General features: G+C 70.3%; 18 protein-coding genes. 6 read left to right on the forward strand and 12 right to left on the reverse strand.

Annotated features, from left to right (window positions below):
- Positions 1 to 108 precede the first annotated feature (108 nt).
- The 4 genes from OG514_RS14315 (at position 109) to OG514_RS14330 (ending at position 3,541) form a co-directional block, all read left to right on the forward strand.
- On the forward strand, positions 109 to 1,143 hold the full coding sequence (locus OG514_RS14315) for a bifunctional lytic transglycosylase/C40 family peptidase (protein WP_266894537.1): 1,035 nt from the start codon (positions 109 to 111) through the stop codon (positions 1,141 to 1,143).
- 214 nt (positions 1,144 to 1,357) lie between these two features.
- Complete coding sequence (locus OG514_RS14320; protein WP_266894539.1) at positions 1,358 to 2,080, forward strand: phosphatase PAP2 family protein; 723 nt, start codon at positions 1,358 to 1,360, stop codon at positions 2,078 to 2,080.
- Positions 2,081 to 2,392: 312 nt separating this feature from the next.
- Positions 2,393 to 3,238: a hypothetical protein gene (locus OG514_RS14325; protein WP_266894541.1), complete on the forward strand. Its 846-nt coding sequence runs from the start codon at positions 2,393 to 2,395 to the stop codon at positions 3,236 to 3,238.
- A gap of 117 nt (positions 3,239 to 3,355) precedes the next feature.
- Positions 3,356 to 3,541 carry a hypothetical protein gene (locus OG514_RS14330; protein WP_266894543.1) on the forward strand — a complete coding sequence of 62 codons (186 nt, stop codon included), beginning with the start codon at positions 3,356 to 3,358 and terminating at the stop codon, positions 3,539 to 3,541.
- A gap of 84 nt (positions 3,542 to 3,625) precedes the next feature.
- Here the strand turns inward: OG514_RS14330 and OG514_RS14335 are convergent, their stop codons facing one another.
- Entirely contained in the window at positions 3,626 to 3,982 is a 357-nt protein-coding gene (locus OG514_RS14335) for a metal-sensitive transcriptional regulator (RefSeq protein WP_266894545.1), read from the reverse strand.
- Between the two features lie 192 nt (positions 3,983 to 4,174).
- Here OG514_RS14335 and OG514_RS14340 point away from each other — a divergent pair, with 192 nt between their 5' ends.
- A complete protein-coding gene (locus tag OG514_RS14340; RefSeq protein WP_229315230.1) occupies positions 4,175 to 4,795 on the forward strand; it encodes a DUF47 domain-containing protein in 621 nt (206 codons plus the stop codon).
- A 6-nt stretch (positions 4,796 to 4,801) separates the two neighbouring features.
- Positions 4,802 to 5,800, forward strand: coding sequence for an inorganic phosphate transporter (locus OG514_RS14345; RefSeq protein WP_266894550.1), 999 nt, complete (start codon positions 4,802 to 4,804; stop codon positions 5,798 to 5,800).
- A 106-nt stretch (positions 5,801 to 5,906) separates the two neighbouring features.
- Here the strand turns inward: OG514_RS14345 and pstB are convergent, their stop codons facing one another.
- From pstB to mshD, 11 genes are all read right to left on the reverse strand, one after another.
- On the reverse strand, positions 5,907 to 6,683 hold the full coding sequence (pstB, locus tag OG514_RS14350) for a phosphate ABC transporter ATP-binding protein PstB (protein WP_266894552.1): 777 nt from the start codon (positions 6,681 to 6,683) through the stop codon (positions 5,907 to 5,909).
- Positions 6,684 to 6,712: 29 nt separating this feature from the next.
- A complete protein-coding gene (pstA, locus tag OG514_RS14355; RefSeq protein WP_266894554.1) occupies positions 6,713 to 7,786 on the reverse strand; it encodes a phosphate ABC transporter permease PstA in 1,074 nt (357 codons plus the stop codon).
- Positions 7,783 to 8,757 (reverse strand): phosphate ABC transporter permease subunit PstC, encoded by a 975-nt coding sequence (pstC, locus tag OG514_RS14360; RefSeq protein ID WP_266894556.1) that lies wholly within the window; start codon positions 8,755 to 8,757, stop codon positions 7,783 to 7,785. Before pstC ends, pstA begins: the two co-directional genes overlap by 4 nt.
- A gap of 107 nt (positions 8,758 to 8,864) precedes the next feature.
- Positions 8,865 to 10,007, reverse strand: a complete 1,143-nt coding sequence (gene pstS, locus OG514_RS14365) for a phosphate ABC transporter substrate-binding protein PstS (protein ID WP_266894558.1) — start codon at positions 10,005 to 10,007, stop codon at positions 8,865 to 8,867.
- Positions 10,008 to 10,429: 422 nt separating this feature from the next.
- Entirely contained in the window at positions 10,430 to 10,882 is a 453-nt protein-coding gene (locus OG514_RS14370; protein ID WP_266894560.1) for an NUDIX hydrolase, read from the reverse strand.
- Positions 10,879 to 11,862: a CHAD domain-containing protein gene (locus OG514_RS14375; RefSeq protein ID WP_266894562.1), complete on the reverse strand. Its 984-nt coding sequence runs from the start codon at positions 11,860 to 11,862 to the stop codon at positions 10,879 to 10,881. Before OG514_RS14375 ends, OG514_RS14370 begins: the two co-directional genes overlap by 4 nt.
- Positions 11,849 to 14,125 (reverse strand): RNA degradosome polyphosphate kinase, encoded by a 2,277-nt coding sequence (locus OG514_RS14380; RefSeq protein ID WP_266894564.1) that lies wholly within the window; start codon positions 14,123 to 14,125, stop codon positions 11,849 to 11,851. Before OG514_RS14380 ends, OG514_RS14375 begins: the two co-directional genes overlap by 14 nt.
- Before the next feature lie 212 nt (positions 14,126 to 14,337).
- A complete protein-coding gene (locus OG514_RS14385) occupies positions 14,338 to 15,294 on the reverse strand; it encodes an ABC transporter permease (protein WP_266894566.1) in 957 nt (318 codons plus the stop codon).
- A complete protein-coding gene (locus tag OG514_RS14390; RefSeq protein ID WP_266894568.1) occupies positions 15,291 to 16,145 on the reverse strand; it encodes an ABC transporter ATP-binding protein in 855 nt (284 codons plus the stop codon). Before OG514_RS14390 ends, OG514_RS14385 begins: the two co-directional genes overlap by 4 nt.
- Positions 16,142 to 16,528, reverse strand: a complete 387-nt coding sequence (locus OG514_RS14395; RefSeq protein ID WP_055601792.1) for a GntR family transcriptional regulator — start codon at positions 16,526 to 16,528, stop codon at positions 16,142 to 16,144. Before OG514_RS14395 ends, OG514_RS14390 begins: the two co-directional genes overlap by 4 nt.
- A gap of 88 nt (positions 16,529 to 16,616) precedes the next feature.
- On the reverse strand, positions 16,617 to 17,543 hold the full coding sequence (gene mshD, locus OG514_RS14400) for a mycothiol synthase (RefSeq protein ID WP_266894575.1): 927 nt from the start codon (positions 17,541 to 17,543) through the stop codon (positions 16,617 to 16,619).
- Between the last annotated feature and the right edge of the window lie 146 nt (positions 17,544 to 17,689).

The following is a 17,689-nucleotide window of genomic DNA, read 5'->3' on the forward strand; positions in this document are numbered from 1 at the left end:
GAGTGACTCCGGGCAATGATTGTCGTTGTTGCACTCTTGGGGCGGCGTCAGGCGGCGTCCCGCCGCCTAGACTGGCCCGGGGGCGTACTGCCATGAACCGAGGGGTGGTTGACGGTGCGTAGGGCCGGTAGGGCGTGGCTGTGGTCGGGCGGGGCTTTAGGGGTCTGTCTCGGTTTCGTCGCACTGCTCGTCATCGGTACGTACTCGGCGGCGGCCGGGCTTGCCGGCGGTGCGGGCAGCGGCAAGAACGGCACCGTGGGGCTCGCCAAGGGTTCGGTTCCCACGCTCTACCAGGGGTTGGTGCAGCAGTGGGGGAACCTCTGCCCCGCCATCAACCCGGCTCTGCTCGCCGCCCAGCTCTATCAGGAGAGCGGCTGGAACCCGCGGGCCGTCTCCTCGGCCGACGCCCGGGGCATCGCCCAGTTCATTCCCGGCACCTGGGCCGGTCACGGGGTGGACGGTGACGGGGACGGCGACCGGGACATCTGGGACCCCAAGGACGCGATCCCGTCGGCCGCCTCGTACGACTGCGAGCTCGCCGGCTATGTGAAGAACGTGCCCGGGGATCCGGCGAGCAACATGCTGGCCGCGTACAACGCGGGCGCGTACCGGGTGATCAAGCACGGTGGGGTGCCGCCCATCAGCGAGACCCAGAACTACGTACGCATCATCAAGTCCCTGGAGAAGAGCTTCGCCCGGCCGCTCGGCCGCGTCGATCCCTCCCGGCAGGCGGCCGGCGCGATCCACTACGCGCAGCAGAAGCTCGGTACCCCGTATCTCTGGGGCGGGACGGGCACGGCCGCGCAGAACGGCCGGTTCGACTGCTCCGGGCTGACCCAGGCCGCGTACGACGCGGTCGACATCCGGCTGCCGCGCGTCGCCAACGACCAGTACAACGCCGGGCCGCATCCGAGCAGGGAGGAGTTGCTGCCGGGCGACCTCGTCTTCTTCTCGGACGACCTGACCAACTCCCGGGCCATCAGGCACGTCGGGATCTACGTCGGCGGCGGGTACATGATCGACGCGCCGCGCACCGGGGCGGTGATCCGCTTCGACCGGATCGACACCCCGGACTACTTCGGCGCGACCCGGGTCACGGCGGAGGGCGCGGCGGCGTTGCCGACCCATCTGCCGCAGGCCTGAACGGAGCAGACGGACCGTCCGGGCGTACCGGACATGGCCGGAACTCTCCGTCATGCACAGGCCCTGAGCTGCGGTGAACCGTCACTCTTCGATAACGTCATCATGATCCACCGGAGAGAGCGGAACGTGCGCCTCAAGCGGTTCGTTCCCTGATCCGACCGCTCTGACCACGGGGGTTGGAAAACACAGACACGAGAGCAAGGGGCCTCAGCAGATGGCTGGACTCGCATCGGACGGTTCGAACCCCGATGTCAGCCTGCTCTACGACATCAACGAGCTGGCCAAGGCCGCCCCGCCGTGGTTCGACCGCGTCATGGAATTCGTCGGCGAGTACGGGCTCATGCTCGCGATGGCCCTCGTCTGCCTGTGGTGCTGGTGGAGCATCCGCCGCCGCGGCACCCTCGCCGACTCCGTCTCGGCCGCCGCCGGGCTCGTCTGGGCCCCGCTGGCCGCCGGGATCGCCCTTCTCGTCAACATCCCCATCCGCGGCTTCGTCGAGCGCCCCCGGCCCTTCAAGGACCACCAGGGACTAGAGGTCCTCATCGACGGGAAGACCGACTTCTCCTTCGTCAGCGACCACGCCACCCTGGCGATGGCACTCGGCGTCGGTGTCTTCGTCGCCCACCGCAGGTTGGGGCTCGCCGCCATCGGCCTCGCCCTCGCCGAGGGCTTCGCGCGGGTCTACATGGGCGTCCACTACCCGACCGACGTGATCGGCGGCTTCGCCCTCGGTACGGCGGTGGCGCTGCTCCTCGCCCCGCTCGCCCTCGCGCTGCTCACCCCGGTGCTCTCCGCCGTCGCCCGCTCGGGCCGCGGCGCCCGCCTCGTCCGCTCCCGCCGGGCCGACGCGCCCCGGCACCCGGAGACGGTCGGCATCCCCGAGCCCCGCGTCGGCGGCCCTGCCACCGGCACCGACCACAACGACCTCGCGGCCTGATCGGCGGGAACGCTCCGTCAGTTCTCCTGGCCGGCCGTCGTACGGACGTGGTCCGCCGCGTCCGTACGGGCGCGGTCGCGGGATCTTCGGGCCGGGCCCGTCCAGCCGCAGCTGCAGCGTGCAAGCGCGAACGAACCGCGCTCCGTCGTCGTGGTGGTGTGGGGTGAGGCCTGCGCGTGCACGTCACCACCGTACTGCGCGTGACGGTACGCCCCGACCGTCGTTATGGGATCGGGTGTCCCCGGACCCGCGGGGTCCGGGGAAGGGCGGGTCCCGGGCAAACAGCGGTGAGGCGTTGGGGGTTGGCAGGCGATGGTGGTGCAGCTGCGGTACGGGCGTCCGGGTGCTCGTGGGAGCGGGGCGTTCGCCGTCACCGCCGTCCTGGTCGGCTCCCTCGTCGGGCCCGCGGCGGTCACGGGGTGCGGTGCCCCCGGGGAGCCGAGGCCGACGGTCGATCCCGCGCTCGCCGTACGGAGCGCCGCCGACGCGCTGACGAAGGCCGGCACCTCCAAGGCGAGCACCTCTATGGAGATGGCCGCCGGCGGGACCCGGGTCACCATCCGGGGCGAGGGCGGCTACGACTTCCGGCGCCGCACCGGCCGGCTCCAGGTGGTGCTGCCGAAGGACGCGGCCGGGGCCAGTGAGCACCGGCCGATCACCGAGCTCCTCACCCCCGGCGCCCTCTACATGAAGAACCGGGGGGCCGGGGTGCCCGCCGACAAGTGGGTCCGGGTCGACACCACGACCCTCGACGACGGGAACCTGGTCACGGGCGGGGCCACCGATCCGGCGGCCGCGGCGGAGCTGCTGCGGGGCGTCCGGCGGGCCACGTACGTCGGCGAGGTCGAGCTGGCAGGGGTGAAAGTCAGCCACTACCGGGGGGTCGCGGACATCGGGCGGGCGGCCAGGGCCGCCTCGCCGCAGCTCCGGGGGGCGCTCGCCGCGGCGGCGAGAGGGTTCGCCACGGACACCGTGCCGTTCGACGCGTATCTCGACGGGGAGGGGCGGCTGCGGAAGGTGCGCCATCAGTTCAGCTTCAGCAACCAGGGCCGTACGGTCGCGGTCGCGTCGACGACCCTGCTGTACGGCTTCGGGGTCCGCGTCGAGGTGACGCTGCCGGACCGCCGGGACATCTACGCCGGGAAGATCAAGGCCTGAGCAGGCCGGTGTTGGCATGGACCATCGGCAAATGGTCCGGACGTGTCATGCGCGGTGCGTGGCGCCGTCCCTACGCTGGGAGACCGCTGGGAGACCGACGCCGGCAGGAAGAGGTGGATGCGCGTGGCCCCGCCCGGTACAGCAACCGTGCCCGCAGACCCGGACTGCGTCGCCCTTGCCGAGATCGAGTTGTGCGGCGAGCTGATCATCGCCGCGTCGGCCGCGGACGGGGAACGGCTCAGCGCCGACCGGATCGACGAGGTGCTGAGGGTGGCGGCGGAGCGGGCCGTGGAGGATCTCTGAGGACCTCGGACGGTACGGCCCGGCTCACCCCGCGTACGTGCTCACCGCCCCGCCCGCGCGCACCGCCCCGCGTACGGCGAGGCCTCAGGTGCGGAGCATGCGGGCGATGGCCTTCGTGGCCTCCTCGACCTTGGCGTCGATGCCCTCGCCGCCCTTGGTGGCAGCGTCCGCGACGCAGTGCCGCAGGTGCTCCTCCAGGAGCTGGAGCGCGAACGACTGGAGTGCCTTCGTCGAGGCGGAGACCTGCGTGAGTATGTCGATGCAGTAGACGTCCTCGTCGACCATCCGCTGCAGACCGCGGATCTGGCCCTCGATCCGGCGGAGTCGCTTGAGGTGCTCGTCCTTCTGCTTGTGGTAGCCGTGCACGCCGTGCTCGTGGTCGGCCGGCCCGACGGCCTCGACGGCCTCGGGGGTGACCTGGTCCGCCTCGGTGGTCGTCATCGCGTCCTCCCGTTGTCCATTAAGGGGGTGTATACCCCTCGTGGGTATATGGTACCGATCCCCGCCGATCCGGACGGGGGCCCGTGCTGTTCACTGTGCCCGATGGGCGACACTGAGAGACGCCGGTTAGCCGTGGCCGGATGATGCGCCTAGCATCAGCCTGACCGAAACCCAGCACCCCGAGGACCTCACGTGCGATTTCGTCTGACCCCCAGGGAGACGAGCTTCTACGACATGTTCGCCGCGTCCGCGGACAACATCGTCACGGGCTCGAAGCTCCTGATGGAACTGCTCGGAGCGGAGCCTTCCGCCCGGGCCGAGATCGCGGAGCGGATGCGGGCAGCGGAGCACGCCGGCGACGACGCGACCCATGCGATCTTCCATCAGCTGAACTCCTCCTTCATCACGCCGTTCGACCGCGAGGACATCTACAACCTCGCGTCCTCCCTCGACGACATCATGGACTTCATGGAGGAGGCCGTCGACCTGGTCGTCCTCTACAACGTCGAGGAACTCCCCAAGGGTGTCGAGCAGCAGATCGAGGTCCTCGCGCGCGCTGCGGAGCTGACCGCCGAGGCGATGCCGAACCTGCGGACGATGAAGGACCTCACCGAGTACTGGATCGAGGTCAACCGGCTGGAGAACCAGGCGGACCAGATCCATCGCAAGCTGCTCGCCCAGCTCTTCAACGGCAAGTACGACGCCATCGAGGTGCTCAAGCTCAAGCAGATCGTCGACGTGCTGGAAGAGGCGGCCGACGCGTTCGAGCACGTGGCCAACACGGTGGAGACCATCGCGGTCAAGGAGTCCTGAGGCTTCGTGGACACCTTTGCTCTGATCGTGACCATCGGTGTCGCGCTCGGTTTCACGTATACGAACGGTTTTCACGACTCGGCCAACGCCATCGCCACCTCGGTGTCGACGCGGGCGCTGACCCCCCGGGCGGCCCTGGCCATGGCCGCCGTCATGAACCTCGCCGGTGCCTTCATGGGCAGCGGGGTCGCCAAGACGGTCAGTGAGGGTCTGATCGAGACGCCGCACGGTGACAAGGGGATGGGCATCCTCTTCGCCGCGCTGGTCGGCGCGATCATCTGGAACCTGGTGACCTGGTACTTCGGTCTGCCGTCCTCCTCCTCGCACGCGCTGTTCGGCGGCATGGTGGGTGCGGCGCTGGCCGGTGGCACGGAGGTCATCTGGGGAGGCGTCCTCGACAAGGTCGTCATCCCGATGTTCATCTCGCCGGTCGTCGGTCTGGTCGTCGGTTACCTGGTGATGTGCGCGATCATGTGGATGTTCCGCAAGGCCAACCCGCACAAGGCCAAGCGCGGCTTCCGTATCGCCCAGACGGTGTCGGCGGCGGGCATGGCGCTGGGCCACGGTCTGCAGGACGCGCAGAAGACGATGGGCATCGTGGTGATGGCCCTCGTCATCGCCGATGTGCAGGACTCCGGCGACGACATCCCGGTGTGGGTGAAGATCGCGTGCGCCGTGATGCTCTCGCTGGGCACGTACGCGGGTGGCTGGCGCATCATGCGGACGCTCGGCCGGAAGATCATCGAGCTGGACCCGCCGCAGGGTTTCGCGGCGGAGACCACGGGCGCGTCGATCATGTTCGGCTCGGCGTTCCTCTTCCACGCGCCGATCTCGACCACTCACGTCATCACCTCCGCGATCATGGGTGTGGGCGCGACGAAGCGGGTCAACGCGGTGCGCTGGGGTGTCGCGAAGAACATCATCCTGGGCTGGTTCATCACGATGCCGGCCGCCGCGCTGGTCGCTGCGGGCAGCTACTTCGTGGTGCAGCTCTTCTTCGGCTGATTCGTACGGACCAAATGGTCGGGCCCGGCTCCCTGTGGGGAGCCGGGCCCTTCGTCGTACGGTGGCACCGCCATGCAGCACCGTAGACGAGCTTGGGGAGCGCGGTTTAGCCGAAGCGGCCGGAGATGTAGTCCTCGGTCGCCTGGACGCTCGGGTTGGAGAAGATGCGCTCGGTGTCGTCCAGCTCGATCAGCTTGCCGGGCTGGCCGACGGCCGCCAGGTTGAAGAAGGCCGTGCGGTCCGAGACGCGGGCGGCCTGCTGCATGTTGTGCGTCACGATGACGATCGTGAAGCGCTCCTTCAGCTCGCCGATGAGGTCCTCGATCGCCAGCGTCGAGATCGGGTCGAGGGCCGAGCAGGGCTCGTCCATCAGCAGGACGTCGGGCTCGACCGCGATGGCGCGGGCGATGCACAGACGCTGCTGCTGACCGCCGGAGAGGCCGGAGCCCGGCTTGTTGAGGCGGTCCTTGACCTCGTTCCAGAGGTTGGCGCCCTTGAGGGACCTCTCGACGATGTCGTTGAGCTGCGACTTCTTGTACTTGCCGTTGAGCCGCAGGCCCGCTGCCACGTTGTCGAAGATCGACATGGTGGGGAAGGGGTTCGGGCGCTGGAAGACCATGCCGACCGTGCGGCGCACGGCGACGGGGTCGACGTTCGTCCCGTACAGGTTCTCGTCGTCGAGCATCACCTTGCCCTCGACGCGGCCGCCGGGGGTGACCTCGTGCATGCGGTTCAGGGTGCGCAGGAAGGTGGACTTGCCGCAGCCGGACGGGCCGATGAAGGCGGTCACGGAGCGGGGCTCGACGGTCATGGAGATGTCGTCGATCGCCTTGTGGGCGCCGTAGTACGCGGAGAGGCCGCTGACGTCGATTCGCTTGGCCATATCAATTCACTTCCAGAGGTGGACGCTGGTCAGCGGCCGGTCTTGGGGGCCTTCCAGCGGGCGATGCCGCGGGCCACCAGATTGAGGATCATGACGAAGGCGATCAGGACGAGCGCGGCTGCCCATGCGCGGGACACGGCTGCGTCGGTGCCGACCGCGTACTGCTCGTACACGTAGAGCGGCAGGGAGGACTGAGCGCCTTCGAAGGGGTTCGGGTTGATGAGCTTCGTACCGAACACGAGGAGCAGGATCGGGGCCGTCTCGCCGGTGATTCGGGCGACCGCGAGCATGACGCCCGTGGTGATGCCGCCGATCGCGGTGGGCAGGACCACCTTCAGGATGGTGCGCCACTTGGGGATGCCGAGGGCGAGGGAGGCCTCACGGAGCTCGTTCGGGACGAGCTTGAGCATCTCCTCGGTGGAGCGGACCACGACCGGCATCATCAGGATGGCGAGGGCCATCGCGCCGGCGAAACCGGAGGGGCCGAAGCCCAGCATCAGGTTCCAGGTGGCGAGGATGAAGAGGCCGGCGACGATCGACGGGATGCCCGTCATGACGTCGACGAAGAAAGTGACGGCCTGGGCGAGCTTCCCGCCGCCGTACTCGACGAGGTAGACGGCGGTCAGGAGGCCGATCGGGGCGGCGATCACGGTCGCGATGGCGACCTGCTCGATGGTGCCGAGCAGCGCGTGGTAGACGCCGCCGCCGGCCTCGGCGTCGAGGACGCCGTTCATCGAGTGGCTCAGGAAGTACGGGTCGAGGACTTCCATGCCCTTGCTGATCGTGACCCAGCCGAGGGAGACCAGCGGGACGACGGCGAGCACGAAGCAGACCCAGACCAGGCTGGTGGCGACGTTGTCCTTGGCCTGACGCCTGCCCTCGACCTTGGTGGTCAGCGCGTACGTGGTGAGGACGAAGAGCAGCGCGGCGATCATGCCCCACTGGACCTTGCTGTGCCAGCCGGCGGCGAGGCCGATGCCGACGGCCGCGGCGATGGAGCCGGCGGCGATGGCGATCGGGCTCCAGCGGGGGAGGCGGGCGCTGGAGAGCGAACTGGCGCGCTTGACCGTCGAGACCGGACGATCCTGTATGGCGTGGCTCATGCCGCTGCCCCCGAGTACTCCTTGCGGCGGCCGATGATCCAGCGGGCGGCGCCGTTGACCAGCAGGGTGATGGCGAAGAGGACGAGACCGGACGCGATCAGCGCGTCCCGGCCGAACTCGTTGGCCTCGTTGAACTTGGCGGCGATGTTCTGCGCGAACGTGCCGCCACCCGGGTCGAGAAGGTGGCCCGAGATGAGGAAGCTGGGGGAGAGGACCACGGCGACGGCCATGGTCTCGCCGAGTGCGCGGCCGAGGCCCAGCATGGAGGCGGAGATGATGCCGGAGCGGCCGAAGGGCAGCACCGACATGCGGATGACCTCCCAGCGCGTGGCGCCGAGGGCGAGGGCGGCTTCCTCGTGCATCTTCGGGGCCTGGAGGAAGACCTCACGGGTGACGTTGGTGATGATCGGAAGGATCATGATCGCCAGGAGGATGCCCACGGTGAAGAGGTTGCGGGCGGGGCCTTCGTTGGCCTTGTCGAAGATGTACGTCCAGCCGAAGTACTGGTCGAGCCACTTGTTGAGGCCGTCCAGATACGGGACGAGGAAGATCGCGCCCCAGAGGCCGTAGATGATGCTGGGCACGGCGGCGAGCAGGTCGACGACGTACGCGAGCGGCTTGGCCAGCTTGCGCGGGGCGTAGTGCGAGATGAAGAGCGCGATGCCGATCGCGACGGGCACGGCGATGACCATCGCGACGATCGACGAGACGATCGTGCCGAAGGCGAGGACGGCGATGCCGAAGACCGGCGGGTCGCCGGCCGGGTTCCACTCGAAGGTGGTGAAGAAGTTGGCGCTGTCGTCCGAGATCGCGAGGACGGCGCGGTAGGTGAGGAAGCCGGCGATCGCGGCCATGATCACGAGGAGGGTGATGCCGGAACCTCGGGAGAGCCCGCTGAAGATGCGGTCCCCGGGGCGCGAGGCGCTCTTGGCGCGCCGGCTCCTCTGTATGTCTGGTGTGCTGGTAGCCATCTGCTTCTCCGGTCTGCGGGGCCCCTACGGATGTACGGGCTCCTGGCGGCGGTGCACCGGATGCCGGGTCCGGCCCCCCGGTGCGGGGGGCCGGACCCGGCCGGGGGTCAGGACAGGGTGGGGACGATCGCGCGGACCTTCGCGGCGATCTCGGCCGGGAGCGGGGCGTAGCCGGCGTCGGCGAGGACCTTCTGGCCCTCCTCGCTCACGGTGTAGTTGAGGAAGGCCTTCAGGGTCGGCAGGGTCTCCGCCTTGTTGCCCTTGTCGCAGGCGATCTCGTAGGTGACGAGGACGATCGGGTAGGCGCCCTCGGCCTTCGTGGCGTAGTCGAGGGAGAGGGCGACGTCGTTGCCCTTGCCCTTGACCTTGGCGGCGGCGATGGCCTTGGACGCGTTCTCCGAGGAGGCGGCGACGGGGGCGGCGGCACCGGTGTTGATGGCGACCGTGGAGATCTTGTTCGCGGTGGCGTACGAGAGCTCGAAGTAGCCGATGGAGCCCTCGGCGTCCTTGACCGCGGTGGCGACACCGGAGGAGCCGTTGGCGGCCTGGCCACCCTGGGCGGGCCACGACTTCGACTTCGGGTCGTGCTTCCAGTCGGCCGCGGCGGCGGTCGAGAGGTACTTGCCCAGGTTCTGGGTGGTGCCCGACTCGTCCGAGCGGTGGAAGGCCTGGATCGTGCTGTCGGGGAGCTTGGCGCCCGGGTTCAGCTTGGCGATCGCCGGGTCGTTCCACTTGGTGATCTTGTTGTCGAAGATCTTGGCGATGGTGGAGGCGTCGAGGATCAGGTTGTCCACGCCGTCCAGCTTGTAGCCGATGGCGATGGGGCCGCCGACCATGGGCAGGTTGACGCCCGTGCCGCCCTTGCAGATCTTCTGCGACTCGGCGACCTCTTCGTCCTTCAGGGCGGAGTCGGAGCCCGCGAAGGCGACCTGGCCCTGGTTGAACTTGGTGATGCCGCCGCCGGAGCCGATGCCCTGGTAGTTGATCTCGACGCCGGAGCACGCGGCCTGGAAGTTCTTGACCCACAGGTCCATCGCGTTCTTCTGCGCGCTGGACCCGGCGGCGAGGAGCTGGCCCTTGGCGCCCTCGCAGGCGATGTTGGAGGCGGCGGCGGAGGTCTGCTTGCCGCTTTCCTTGGCCGGCGTCTCCGTGTTGTTGTCCGACCCACACGCCGAGAGGACGAGCGCACCGGAGACGACGAGGGCACCGATCGCGGAGGCGCGAAGCCCGTTCTTGCGCGAAAGCTTCACTTTCGGGTGTTCCTTCCAGAAGCCGCCCTGTCGCGGACCGAGTGTCCCGAACGTTCTACGGCGGCGTGTGTCGGTTGGTGGTGCATCGCTGTGCTCTGTGCACCGTGTAAGGCCGAAATTAGGCAGAACAGGTGAAGCGGTCGGCCGCACAGAGTGAACGGAAAGTGAACCGTGCCGTAAGGCCGGGTGCGGGTGGAGCGGGGCTGGGCGGGACGGACGCGTGCGCTTCCGGTTGCTACCAGCCGTTGTCCCGTATCGGGCACGATGCAGGAGGAGGACATACGCGATACGCGTGACCCGGAACGACCGTCCAGGACCTTCTCCCGCTGTTGCGTCGCACCGGAGCGCCGGAGCACCGGAGCACCGGAGCACCGGAGCTCCGGGCGGGGGCGGCGACAAGGCGCCGTTCGACCCCGCCCTGCTCAGCCCCGGGTGGCGCCGGGCGACGACTCGCGGGCGTCCCGCAGTCTGAGGAACGTGCCGATCAGGTCCTTGTCCCTGTCCTGCGTGAGGCAGGTCCGTGCGGCTTCCGGGGCGAGCCACAGCAGACGCGTCACTTCCCGGTTCGGCTCGAACGAGCCGCCCGTGGCCTCGGCCGCCCAGTAGCGGACCTCCTTGGGGCGGTCCTGGACCCGGTAGTGGACGGTGGACAGCTCGACGCCCAGCACGCACGTCATGCCGGTCTCCTCCCGAACCTCGCGGACCGCTGCCGCTCGCGCCTCTTCTCCGGACTTCAGCTTGCCCTTGGGGTGAGACCAATCGGACCACTTCGGTCGGAAGACCACGGCGATCTCGATGCCGTGGCCGGATCGCGCCGGGCGCCAGAGGACGCAGCCGGCGGCGAGGATCGGGGGTTCGGGGGCGGGGACGGTCATGGGACCGGCGCCGTCGTTCTCCGCCAGGCACGCTGGAAGGCGAAGCGGGAGGCTTCGACCTCGTGGCGTTGGTCGGCGTGGAGGACACCCAGGGCGTAGGCCGTCGCCGGGGCGATGCGCGGGGTGCGGGCGGCCGCGGCGGCGGCCGAGGCGGCTTCGGCGGCGTCGCGGTGCCGGTCCAGGGCCCGGGCGGCCTCGTACAGCACGGAGTCGGGTTCGCCCCCGATGTGCAGGGCCTCGGTGGCGTAGCGGTGCAGCCGGAGCAGGAGCCGTGTCTGGTGCCAGGGCGCGTCCTGGCTCTCCCCGGCGGCCAGCGCGAGCGCCTCCGCGTTGTACGGGTGGGCCGCCCGCGTCAGGGGCAGGGTGGCCACCGCGTCCAGGAGGCGCCGTTCGGCGAGCTCGGCGGGGCCGTCCAGGACCTCGACGGCCGGGGCCCCGCCCACCGGGCCGAGCGGTACCTCGGAGGCGAGGAGCGCGACGGCGTCGGCGACCGCGTGGAAGCGGGCCGAGCCCAGGGCCTGCAGCGATGCCGAGTGGGCTCGGGTACGGGCCAGGGTCAGCTGCCGTTCGAGCAGGGCGCCCGCCCGGGCGGCTCCCACGGTGAGACCGGCCGCCTCGCTGCCGCGGGCGGCGGGGACGGGCCCCGCTCCGTTCGATAGGCGGGACAGCGCGTCCACCAGGCGGACGAGCCGTGAGGTGCAGGCCTGCTCCAGGGCCAGTGTCCCGGAGAGCCAGGCGAGCTCGGGGCGCAGCTGGTCCGCCCAGGCCGTGTCGAGCAGCGGCCGGAACGTGTGGAGCGTCCCGCCGATCCGGCGGGCGGCGGCCCGCAGCGTGCGGGCGGCCTCCTCCGCTCCGGCCGTGTCCGAGCCGCTCTCGCCGTGGAGCCGGAGGCCGCGGAGGAAGTCCGCGGCTCGGGCGTGCAGGTAGGGGGCCAGGACCTCGCCCGCCGTGACGTCCTGTGAGTGGTCAGGGTTGTGCACGCCGGCGCCTCCGCGCGTCGATGAGCATCTCCTGGACGTGCCGTAGGGGGCGGCCCTCGGGGTCGGTCGCGTGCCGCGTCCAGTTCCCGTCGGGGCCGAGGTGCCAGGAGGAGGTGGTGTCGGACATTCCGGTCTCCAGGAGCCGGGTGAGCGCGGCCCGGTGCGCCGGGTCGGAGACCCGTACGAGGGCCTCGATCCGGCGGTCCAGGTTGCGGTGCATCATGTCGGCGCTGCCGAACCAGACCTCGGGTTCGCCGCCGTTGCCGAAGGCGAAGACCCGGGAGTGCTCCAGGAAGCGGCCGAGGATCGAACGGACCCGGATGTTCTCCGAGAGGCCGGTGACGCCGGGGCGTACGGCGCAGATGCCGCGGACCCAGATGTCGACCGGGACGCCGGCCCGCGAGGCCTGGTAGCAGGCGTCGATGACGGCCTCGTCGACCATCGAGTTGACCTTGATCCGCACGTACGCGGGCCGGCCGGCGCGGTGGTGGGCGATCTCCTTGGTGATCCGGGAGACCAGCCCGTCGCGCAGCGACTTCGGGGCGGTGAGCAGCCGCCGGTACGTCTCGCGGCGGGAGTAGCCGGAGAGCCGGTTGAACAGGTCGGAGAGGTCCGCGCCGACCTGCGGGTCGGCGGTCAGCAGGCCCAGGTCCTCGTACAGGCGGGCCGTCTTCGGGTGGTAGTTGCCGGTGCCGACGTGCGAGTAGCGGCGGAGCAGCTCGCCCTCCTGCCGTACGACCAGGGACAGCTTGCAGTGGGTCTTCAGGCCGACGAGGCCGTAGACGACGTGGCAGCCGGCCTCCTCCAGCTTGCGCGCCCACTTGATGTTGGCCTGCTCGTCGAAGCGGGCCTTGATCTCGACGAGGACCAGGACCTGCTTGCCGGACTCGGCGGCGTCGATGAGGGCGTCGACTATCGGCGAGTCGCCCGAGGTCCGGTACAGCGTCTGCTTGATCGCCAGCACGTCCGGGTCGGCCGCCGCCTGCTCCAGGAAGGCCTGCACGGACGTCGAGAACGAGTCGTACGGGTGGTGCAGCAGCACGTCCCGCTCGCGCAGCGCCGCGAAGATGTCCGGTGCGGACGCCGACTCGACCTCGGCCAGGTCACGGTGGGTGCCGGCCACGTACTTCGGGTACTTCAGCTCCGGCCGGTCCTGCCCGGAGATCCCGAACAGACCCGTGAGGTCGAGCGGCCCCGGCAGCGGATAGACCTCGGCGTCGGAGACCTTCAGCTCGCGGACGAGGAGATCGAGGACGTACGGGTCGATGGACTCCTCGACCTCAAGGCGCACCGGCGGCCCGAAGCGGCGCCGCATGAGCTCCTTCTCCAGGGCCTGGAGGAGGTTCTCGGCGTCGTCCTCCTCGACCTCCAGGTCCTCGTTCCTGGTCACCCGGAACATGTGGTGCGCCAGCACCTCCATCCCGGGGAACAGCTCCTCCAGGTGCGCCGCGATCACGTCCTCCAGCGGCACGTACCGCTGCGGGGAGGCCTCCAGGAAGCGGGACAGCAGCGGCGGCACCTTCACGCGCGCGAAGTGGCGGTGGCCGCTCACCGGATTGCGTACGACCACGGCGAGGTTGAGCGAGAGTCCCGAGATGTACGGGAAGGGGTGTGCCGGGTCCACGGCCAGTGGGGTGAGGACCGGGAAGATCTGCTGCCGGAACAGGGTGAAGAGCCGCGCCTGTTCCTTCTCCGTGAGCTCGGGCCAGCGGATCAGGTGGATGCCCTCGTCGGCCAGGGCCGGGGCCACGTCCTGCTGGTAGCAGGCCGCGTGCCGGGCCATGAGCTCGCGCGACCGGGTCCAGATCAGGTCCAGGACCTCGCGGGGCTGGAGGCCGGAGGCGGATCGGGTGGCGACGCCGGTGGCGATGCGGCGCTTGAGGCCGGCGACCCGGACCATGAAGAACTCGTCGAGGTTGGACGCGAAGATCGCGAGGAAGTTCGCCCGTTCGAGGAGCGGGGTCGTGGGGTCCTCGGCGAGTTCGAGCACGCGCTCGTTGAACGCGAGCCAGCTGCGTTCCCGGTCGAGGAAACGGCCCTGCGGCAGCTCGTCGCCGAGCGCGCCGTCGTCCTTGTACGTGTCCGGGTCGGCGTCCAGGTCGGCGTCGATGTCGGTGACGACGGCCCCGTTCACCACCTGTGCGCGGTGCGCGGCTATGGAGCCGTGGGACGTCGAGGCGGACGCAGCGGGCGTCTCGGTGGACGACGGGGCGGACTGCGTGGCGGAGGACTGGACCGGGACCTCGGCGGGCTGCTGGCTCATGACCCCATTCTTCCGCGCGAAGGGGTGGTCGGGCGCGTCGGAGCGGGCCGTGGGGGAGGGAAGTCTCCCTTTGGGGAGGGCCGCCCTTCCGGGCGGGGGCACGGAGCGCTTCATTGCGTGAGCGTCGCAAGCGCGTCTGAATGGCCGGTAACGACGACATGTCGTCCCGGAATCGGGGGCGGGGCCGTGTGCGGCCCCGCCCGCTTGATCCTTTAGGGGTGCCGGGCGCGCAGGACGCGGAAGGCGGCGAAGAGCGCGAGGGCGGCGAGGGCGAGGACGATGCCGGTCTCGATGAGCTGGGTGGGCCAGAAGTGTGAGCCGGGGTGGTAGTCGAGGTACTGGGCGGCTATCGGCTCTTGGGGGAGGCAGCTGCCGTCGATGGCGGGGACGGGTTCGCTGGAGCAGAACCAGCCGGGCCAACGTTCCCCGGAGGCGCTGATCAGGCCTTGTTCCATGAGCAGGCCGTGCTCGGGCATGGTGAGGACGGTGGACTCCGCGTCCGCCGGGCCGGTGATGGTCGTCACCGGCAGGAAGTCCCAGCGGCGGGCGCCGAGGATCAGCAGGACCAGGCCCACGACCCCGCCGGTCACGGCCATGGCCACGAGGGTGCGGCGGATCAGCAGACCGACGAGGGCGCCGACGGCGACGGCGAGCAGGACGTAGGCGACGAGGACGGTCCCGGTGGCCTCGTAACTGCCCCGGTCGGCCCAGTGGAGCTCGCTGCTGCCGCCGACCCGTACCCAGCCCAGCGCGTAGACGGCCATCAGCAGGAGCGTGGCTCCCACGGCCGCCGCCGTGGACGTCAGCAGCTTCGAGCCGAGCCATCGGGCCGGGCTGATCGACTGGGTGAGGGAGAGCTTGTACGTCCCCGATTCCAGCTCGCGGGCGATGAGCGGGCCCGCGACGAAGGCGCCGACCAGGAGGGGGAGCAGGACCACGCCCATGGAGAAGTACTCCATGGCCCAGCGGAGCGTTGCGTACCCGCGGTTGTCGTGGGACGGGACCTGGTAGCCGTCCTGTACGTACACGTCCGGTGTCTGCGCGTCCCAGATCCGCAGCCCCCCGATCACGGCCAGGGCCAGGACCACCAGGCCCCCCGCCAGCCACAGCGTCCGCCGGTACTGGCGGACCGTCACCCAGTAGGGGCCCTTCAGGGCGAGGGTGCTCATGCCGGGGCTCCTTCGGTGGTGCGGAGGTGGGCGAGGAGGAGGTCCTCAAGGGAGGGCTCCGTGGTCTCCCAGGGGCCTTCGACCGGGCCCTCGCGGCGGATCAGGGCCGTGAGCTGACGGCCCGTCGTGCGGGATTCGACGACCGTGTGCGGGGCGAGGTCGGCGACCGGGCCCCTGAGCAGGGCGTGGGCGGCGAGGAGTTCGTCGACGGGTCCGTCGAGGCGGATCCGGCCGCCGTTCAGCAGGAGGAGGTGGTCGCAGGCGCCCTCCAGCTCGGTGAGGATGTGGGAGGACATGACGACGGTGGTGCCGTGTTCGGCGGCGTCGGCCATGAGCAGGCCCATCAGCTGGTGCCGGGCGAGCGGGTCGAGGTCGGCCATCGGCTCGTCGAGGAGCAGCAGTTCGGGCCGCTTGCCGAGGGCGAGCGCGAGGGCGACACGGGTGCGCTGGCCGCCGGAGAGGGTCCGAACGACGGCGTCGGGGTCGAGCGCGTCGGCCATGACGCGCAGGGCGGCGGCCTCGTGCCAGCGGCCCGGGTTGAGCTCGCGGCCCATCCGCAGGGTGTCGGCGACGGTGAGCCGGGGGTGGAGCGGCTTGTCCTGGGCGACGTACGCGAGGTGTTCGCGGGCCGGGGCGTGGATCGTGCCCTCGGTGGGGCGCAGCAGCCCGGCGGCGAGGGCGAGGAGGGTGGACTTGCCGGCGCCGTTGGGGCCGACGAGGGCGCAGACGCGGCCGGCGGGGAGGGCGAAGTCGCACTCCCGCAGGGCCCAGCCGGGGCCGGTTCCCCGGCCCCTTCCCCCGTATTTCTTGCCCAGGAGATCGGCCTCCAGTGCGATGCCGTCTCTTGTCATGCGTCGTCCCCCTCGAAGTGTTCCTTCAGTACGGATGTGAAGAGCGCGGCCACGTCCTCGCGGTCCAGTCCGGCGGTGCGGGCGCGGCGGGCCCAGTCGGCGAGCTCGCCGCGCAGGGGCGAGTCGGCCGGGCCGGTGCCGAGCGTGGCTCGGACGAAGGTGCCGAGGCCGCGGCGGGCCTCGACGAGGCCTTCGCGTTCGAGCTCGCGGTAGGCCTTGAGGACCGTGTTGGGGTTGATGGCCGTCGCTTCGACGACCTCGCGTGCGGTGGGCAGTCGGTCGCCCGGCTCCAGGAGACCCATCCGGAGGGCCTGTTTCGTCTGCTGGACGATCTGGAGGTAGGTGGCGACGCCACTGCGCCGGTCGATGCGGTACTCGACCACGATGCTTCCACCACCCTTTCACTAATCAAGTAGTGAAAGGGTGGTGCAAAGAAGGGGGCGGTGTCAACCGCCCCCTTCCCGAAGGGTGTTACGACTCCGTGCGGTACATGAGGTCCACCTCGTGCGTGACGAAGCCCAGCCGCTCGTACACCGTCACCGCCGCCGTGTTGTCGGCGTCCACGTACAGCATCGCCGTCGGCAGTCCCTGCGCCGCCAGGTGCCGCAGGCCGATCGCGGTCAGGGCCTTGCCGAGGCCGCCGCCCTGGGCGTCGGGCAGGATGCCGACCACGTACACCTCGCCGAGCTGCTCCTCGGCGTGGGTCTTCGTCCAGTGGAAGCCGACGAGCCGGCCGTCCTTCTCGGCGAGGAAGAAGCCCTTCGGGTCGAACCAGGGCTCGGCGATCCGGTCGTCCAGGTCCCGCTGGGTGAGCGAGCCCTGCTCCGGGTGGTGGGCGAAGGCGGCGGCGTTGACCGCGAGCCAGGCCGTGTCGTCCTGACCGGGGACGAAGGTGCGGACGGTGACGCCCTCGGGGAGCACCGGCTCCGGGATGTCGAGCGGGGTGAGGGGGCGCCTGAGCTGGCGCAGTTCGCGGAAGAGGGTCAGGCCGAGGACCTGGGCGAGGTGCCGGGCGGCGGACTTGCCGCCGTGCGCCCAGACGCGCAGCCGCTTGCCGGAGGCGCCGAGCAGGGTGGTGCCGAGCGCCCGGCCGTGGCCGCGGCCACGGTGGGAGGGGTGGACGACGAGCTCGGCGGCCGGGGCCTCGATGGGGTCGGTCTCCTCCAGCTGGGCGTAGCCGTAGAGGTGGGTGCCGACGGTGAGCAGGAAGTGCCGCACGCCCTCGCGGCCGCCGTGACGGAGGTAGAGCCGGCCCTGCTCGGAGACGGCGTGCATGCCGTCGGCCTGGTCCGCGGCCTCCAGCAGGTCCAGTACGTCCTGGATCTGCTCGGGCGTGAGCTCGTCATAGGTGTGGATCTGCCGTCCGGGTTCGAGGGCCGGCGCCGCGTCGGAAGTCATGGCTACGAGCCTACGGCGACACTTCGTCGGTCAGAGGCAACTGTCTTGTAACCAGCTACCCCCTGTTGCGCTACGCGCGTTGACTCTAGGCTGCAGCGGCATACGGGGAGTACGTCAAGGCCGCGAACAGGGGCAAGGGGACTAGG

This window comes from Streptomyces sp. NBC_00572, from assembly GCF_026341815.1.
Classification (GTDB): Bacteria; Actinomycetota; Actinomycetes; order Streptomycetales; family Streptomycetaceae; genus Streptomyces.

Coding starts and splice junctions, on each gene's coding strand:
- OG514_RS14320 (WP_266894539.1), top strand. CDS start 1,358: ATGGCTGGACTCGCATCGGACGGTTCGAACCCCGATGTCAGCCTGCTC.
- OG514_RS14335 (WP_266894545.1), bottom strand. CDS start 3,982: ATGACGACCACCGAGGCGGACCAGGTCACCCCCGAGGCCGTCGAGGCC.
- mshD (WP_266894575.1), bottom strand. CDS start 17,543: ATGACTTCCGACGCGGCGCCGGCCCTCGAACCCGGACGGCAGATCCAC.
- OG514_RS14380 (WP_266894564.1), bottom strand. CDS start 14,125: ATGAGCCAGCAGCCCGCCGAGGTCCCGGTCCAGTCCTCCGCCACGCAG.
- pstB (WP_266894552.1), bottom strand. CDS start 6,683: ATGGCCAAGCGAATCGACGTCAGCGGCCTCTCCGCGTACTACGGCGCC.
- OG514_RS14330 (WP_266894543.1), top strand. CDS start 3,356: ATGCGCGTGGCCCCGCCCGGTACAGCAACCGTGCCCGCAGACCCGGAC.
- OG514_RS14385 (WP_266894566.1), bottom strand. CDS start 15,294: ATGAGCACCCTCGCCCTGAAGGGCCCCTACTGGGTGACGGTCCGCCAG.
- OG514_RS14370 (WP_266894560.1), bottom strand. CDS start 10,882: ATGACCGTCCCCGCCCCCGAACCCCCGATCCTCGCCGCCGGCTGCGTC.
- pstA (WP_266894554.1), bottom strand. CDS start 7,786: ATGAGCCACGCCATACAGGATCGTCCGGTCTCGACGGTCAAGCGCGCC.
- pstC (WP_266894556.1), bottom strand. CDS start 8,757: ATGGCTACCAGCACACCAGACATACAGAGGAGCCGGCGCGCCAAGAGC.
- OG514_RS14325 (WP_266894541.1), top strand. CDS start 2,393: ATGGTGGTGCAGCTGCGGTACGGGCGTCCGGGTGCTCGTGGGAGCGGG.
- OG514_RS14390 (WP_266894568.1), bottom strand. CDS start 16,145: ATGACAAGAGACGGCATCGCACTGGAGGCCGATCTCCTGGGCAAGAAA.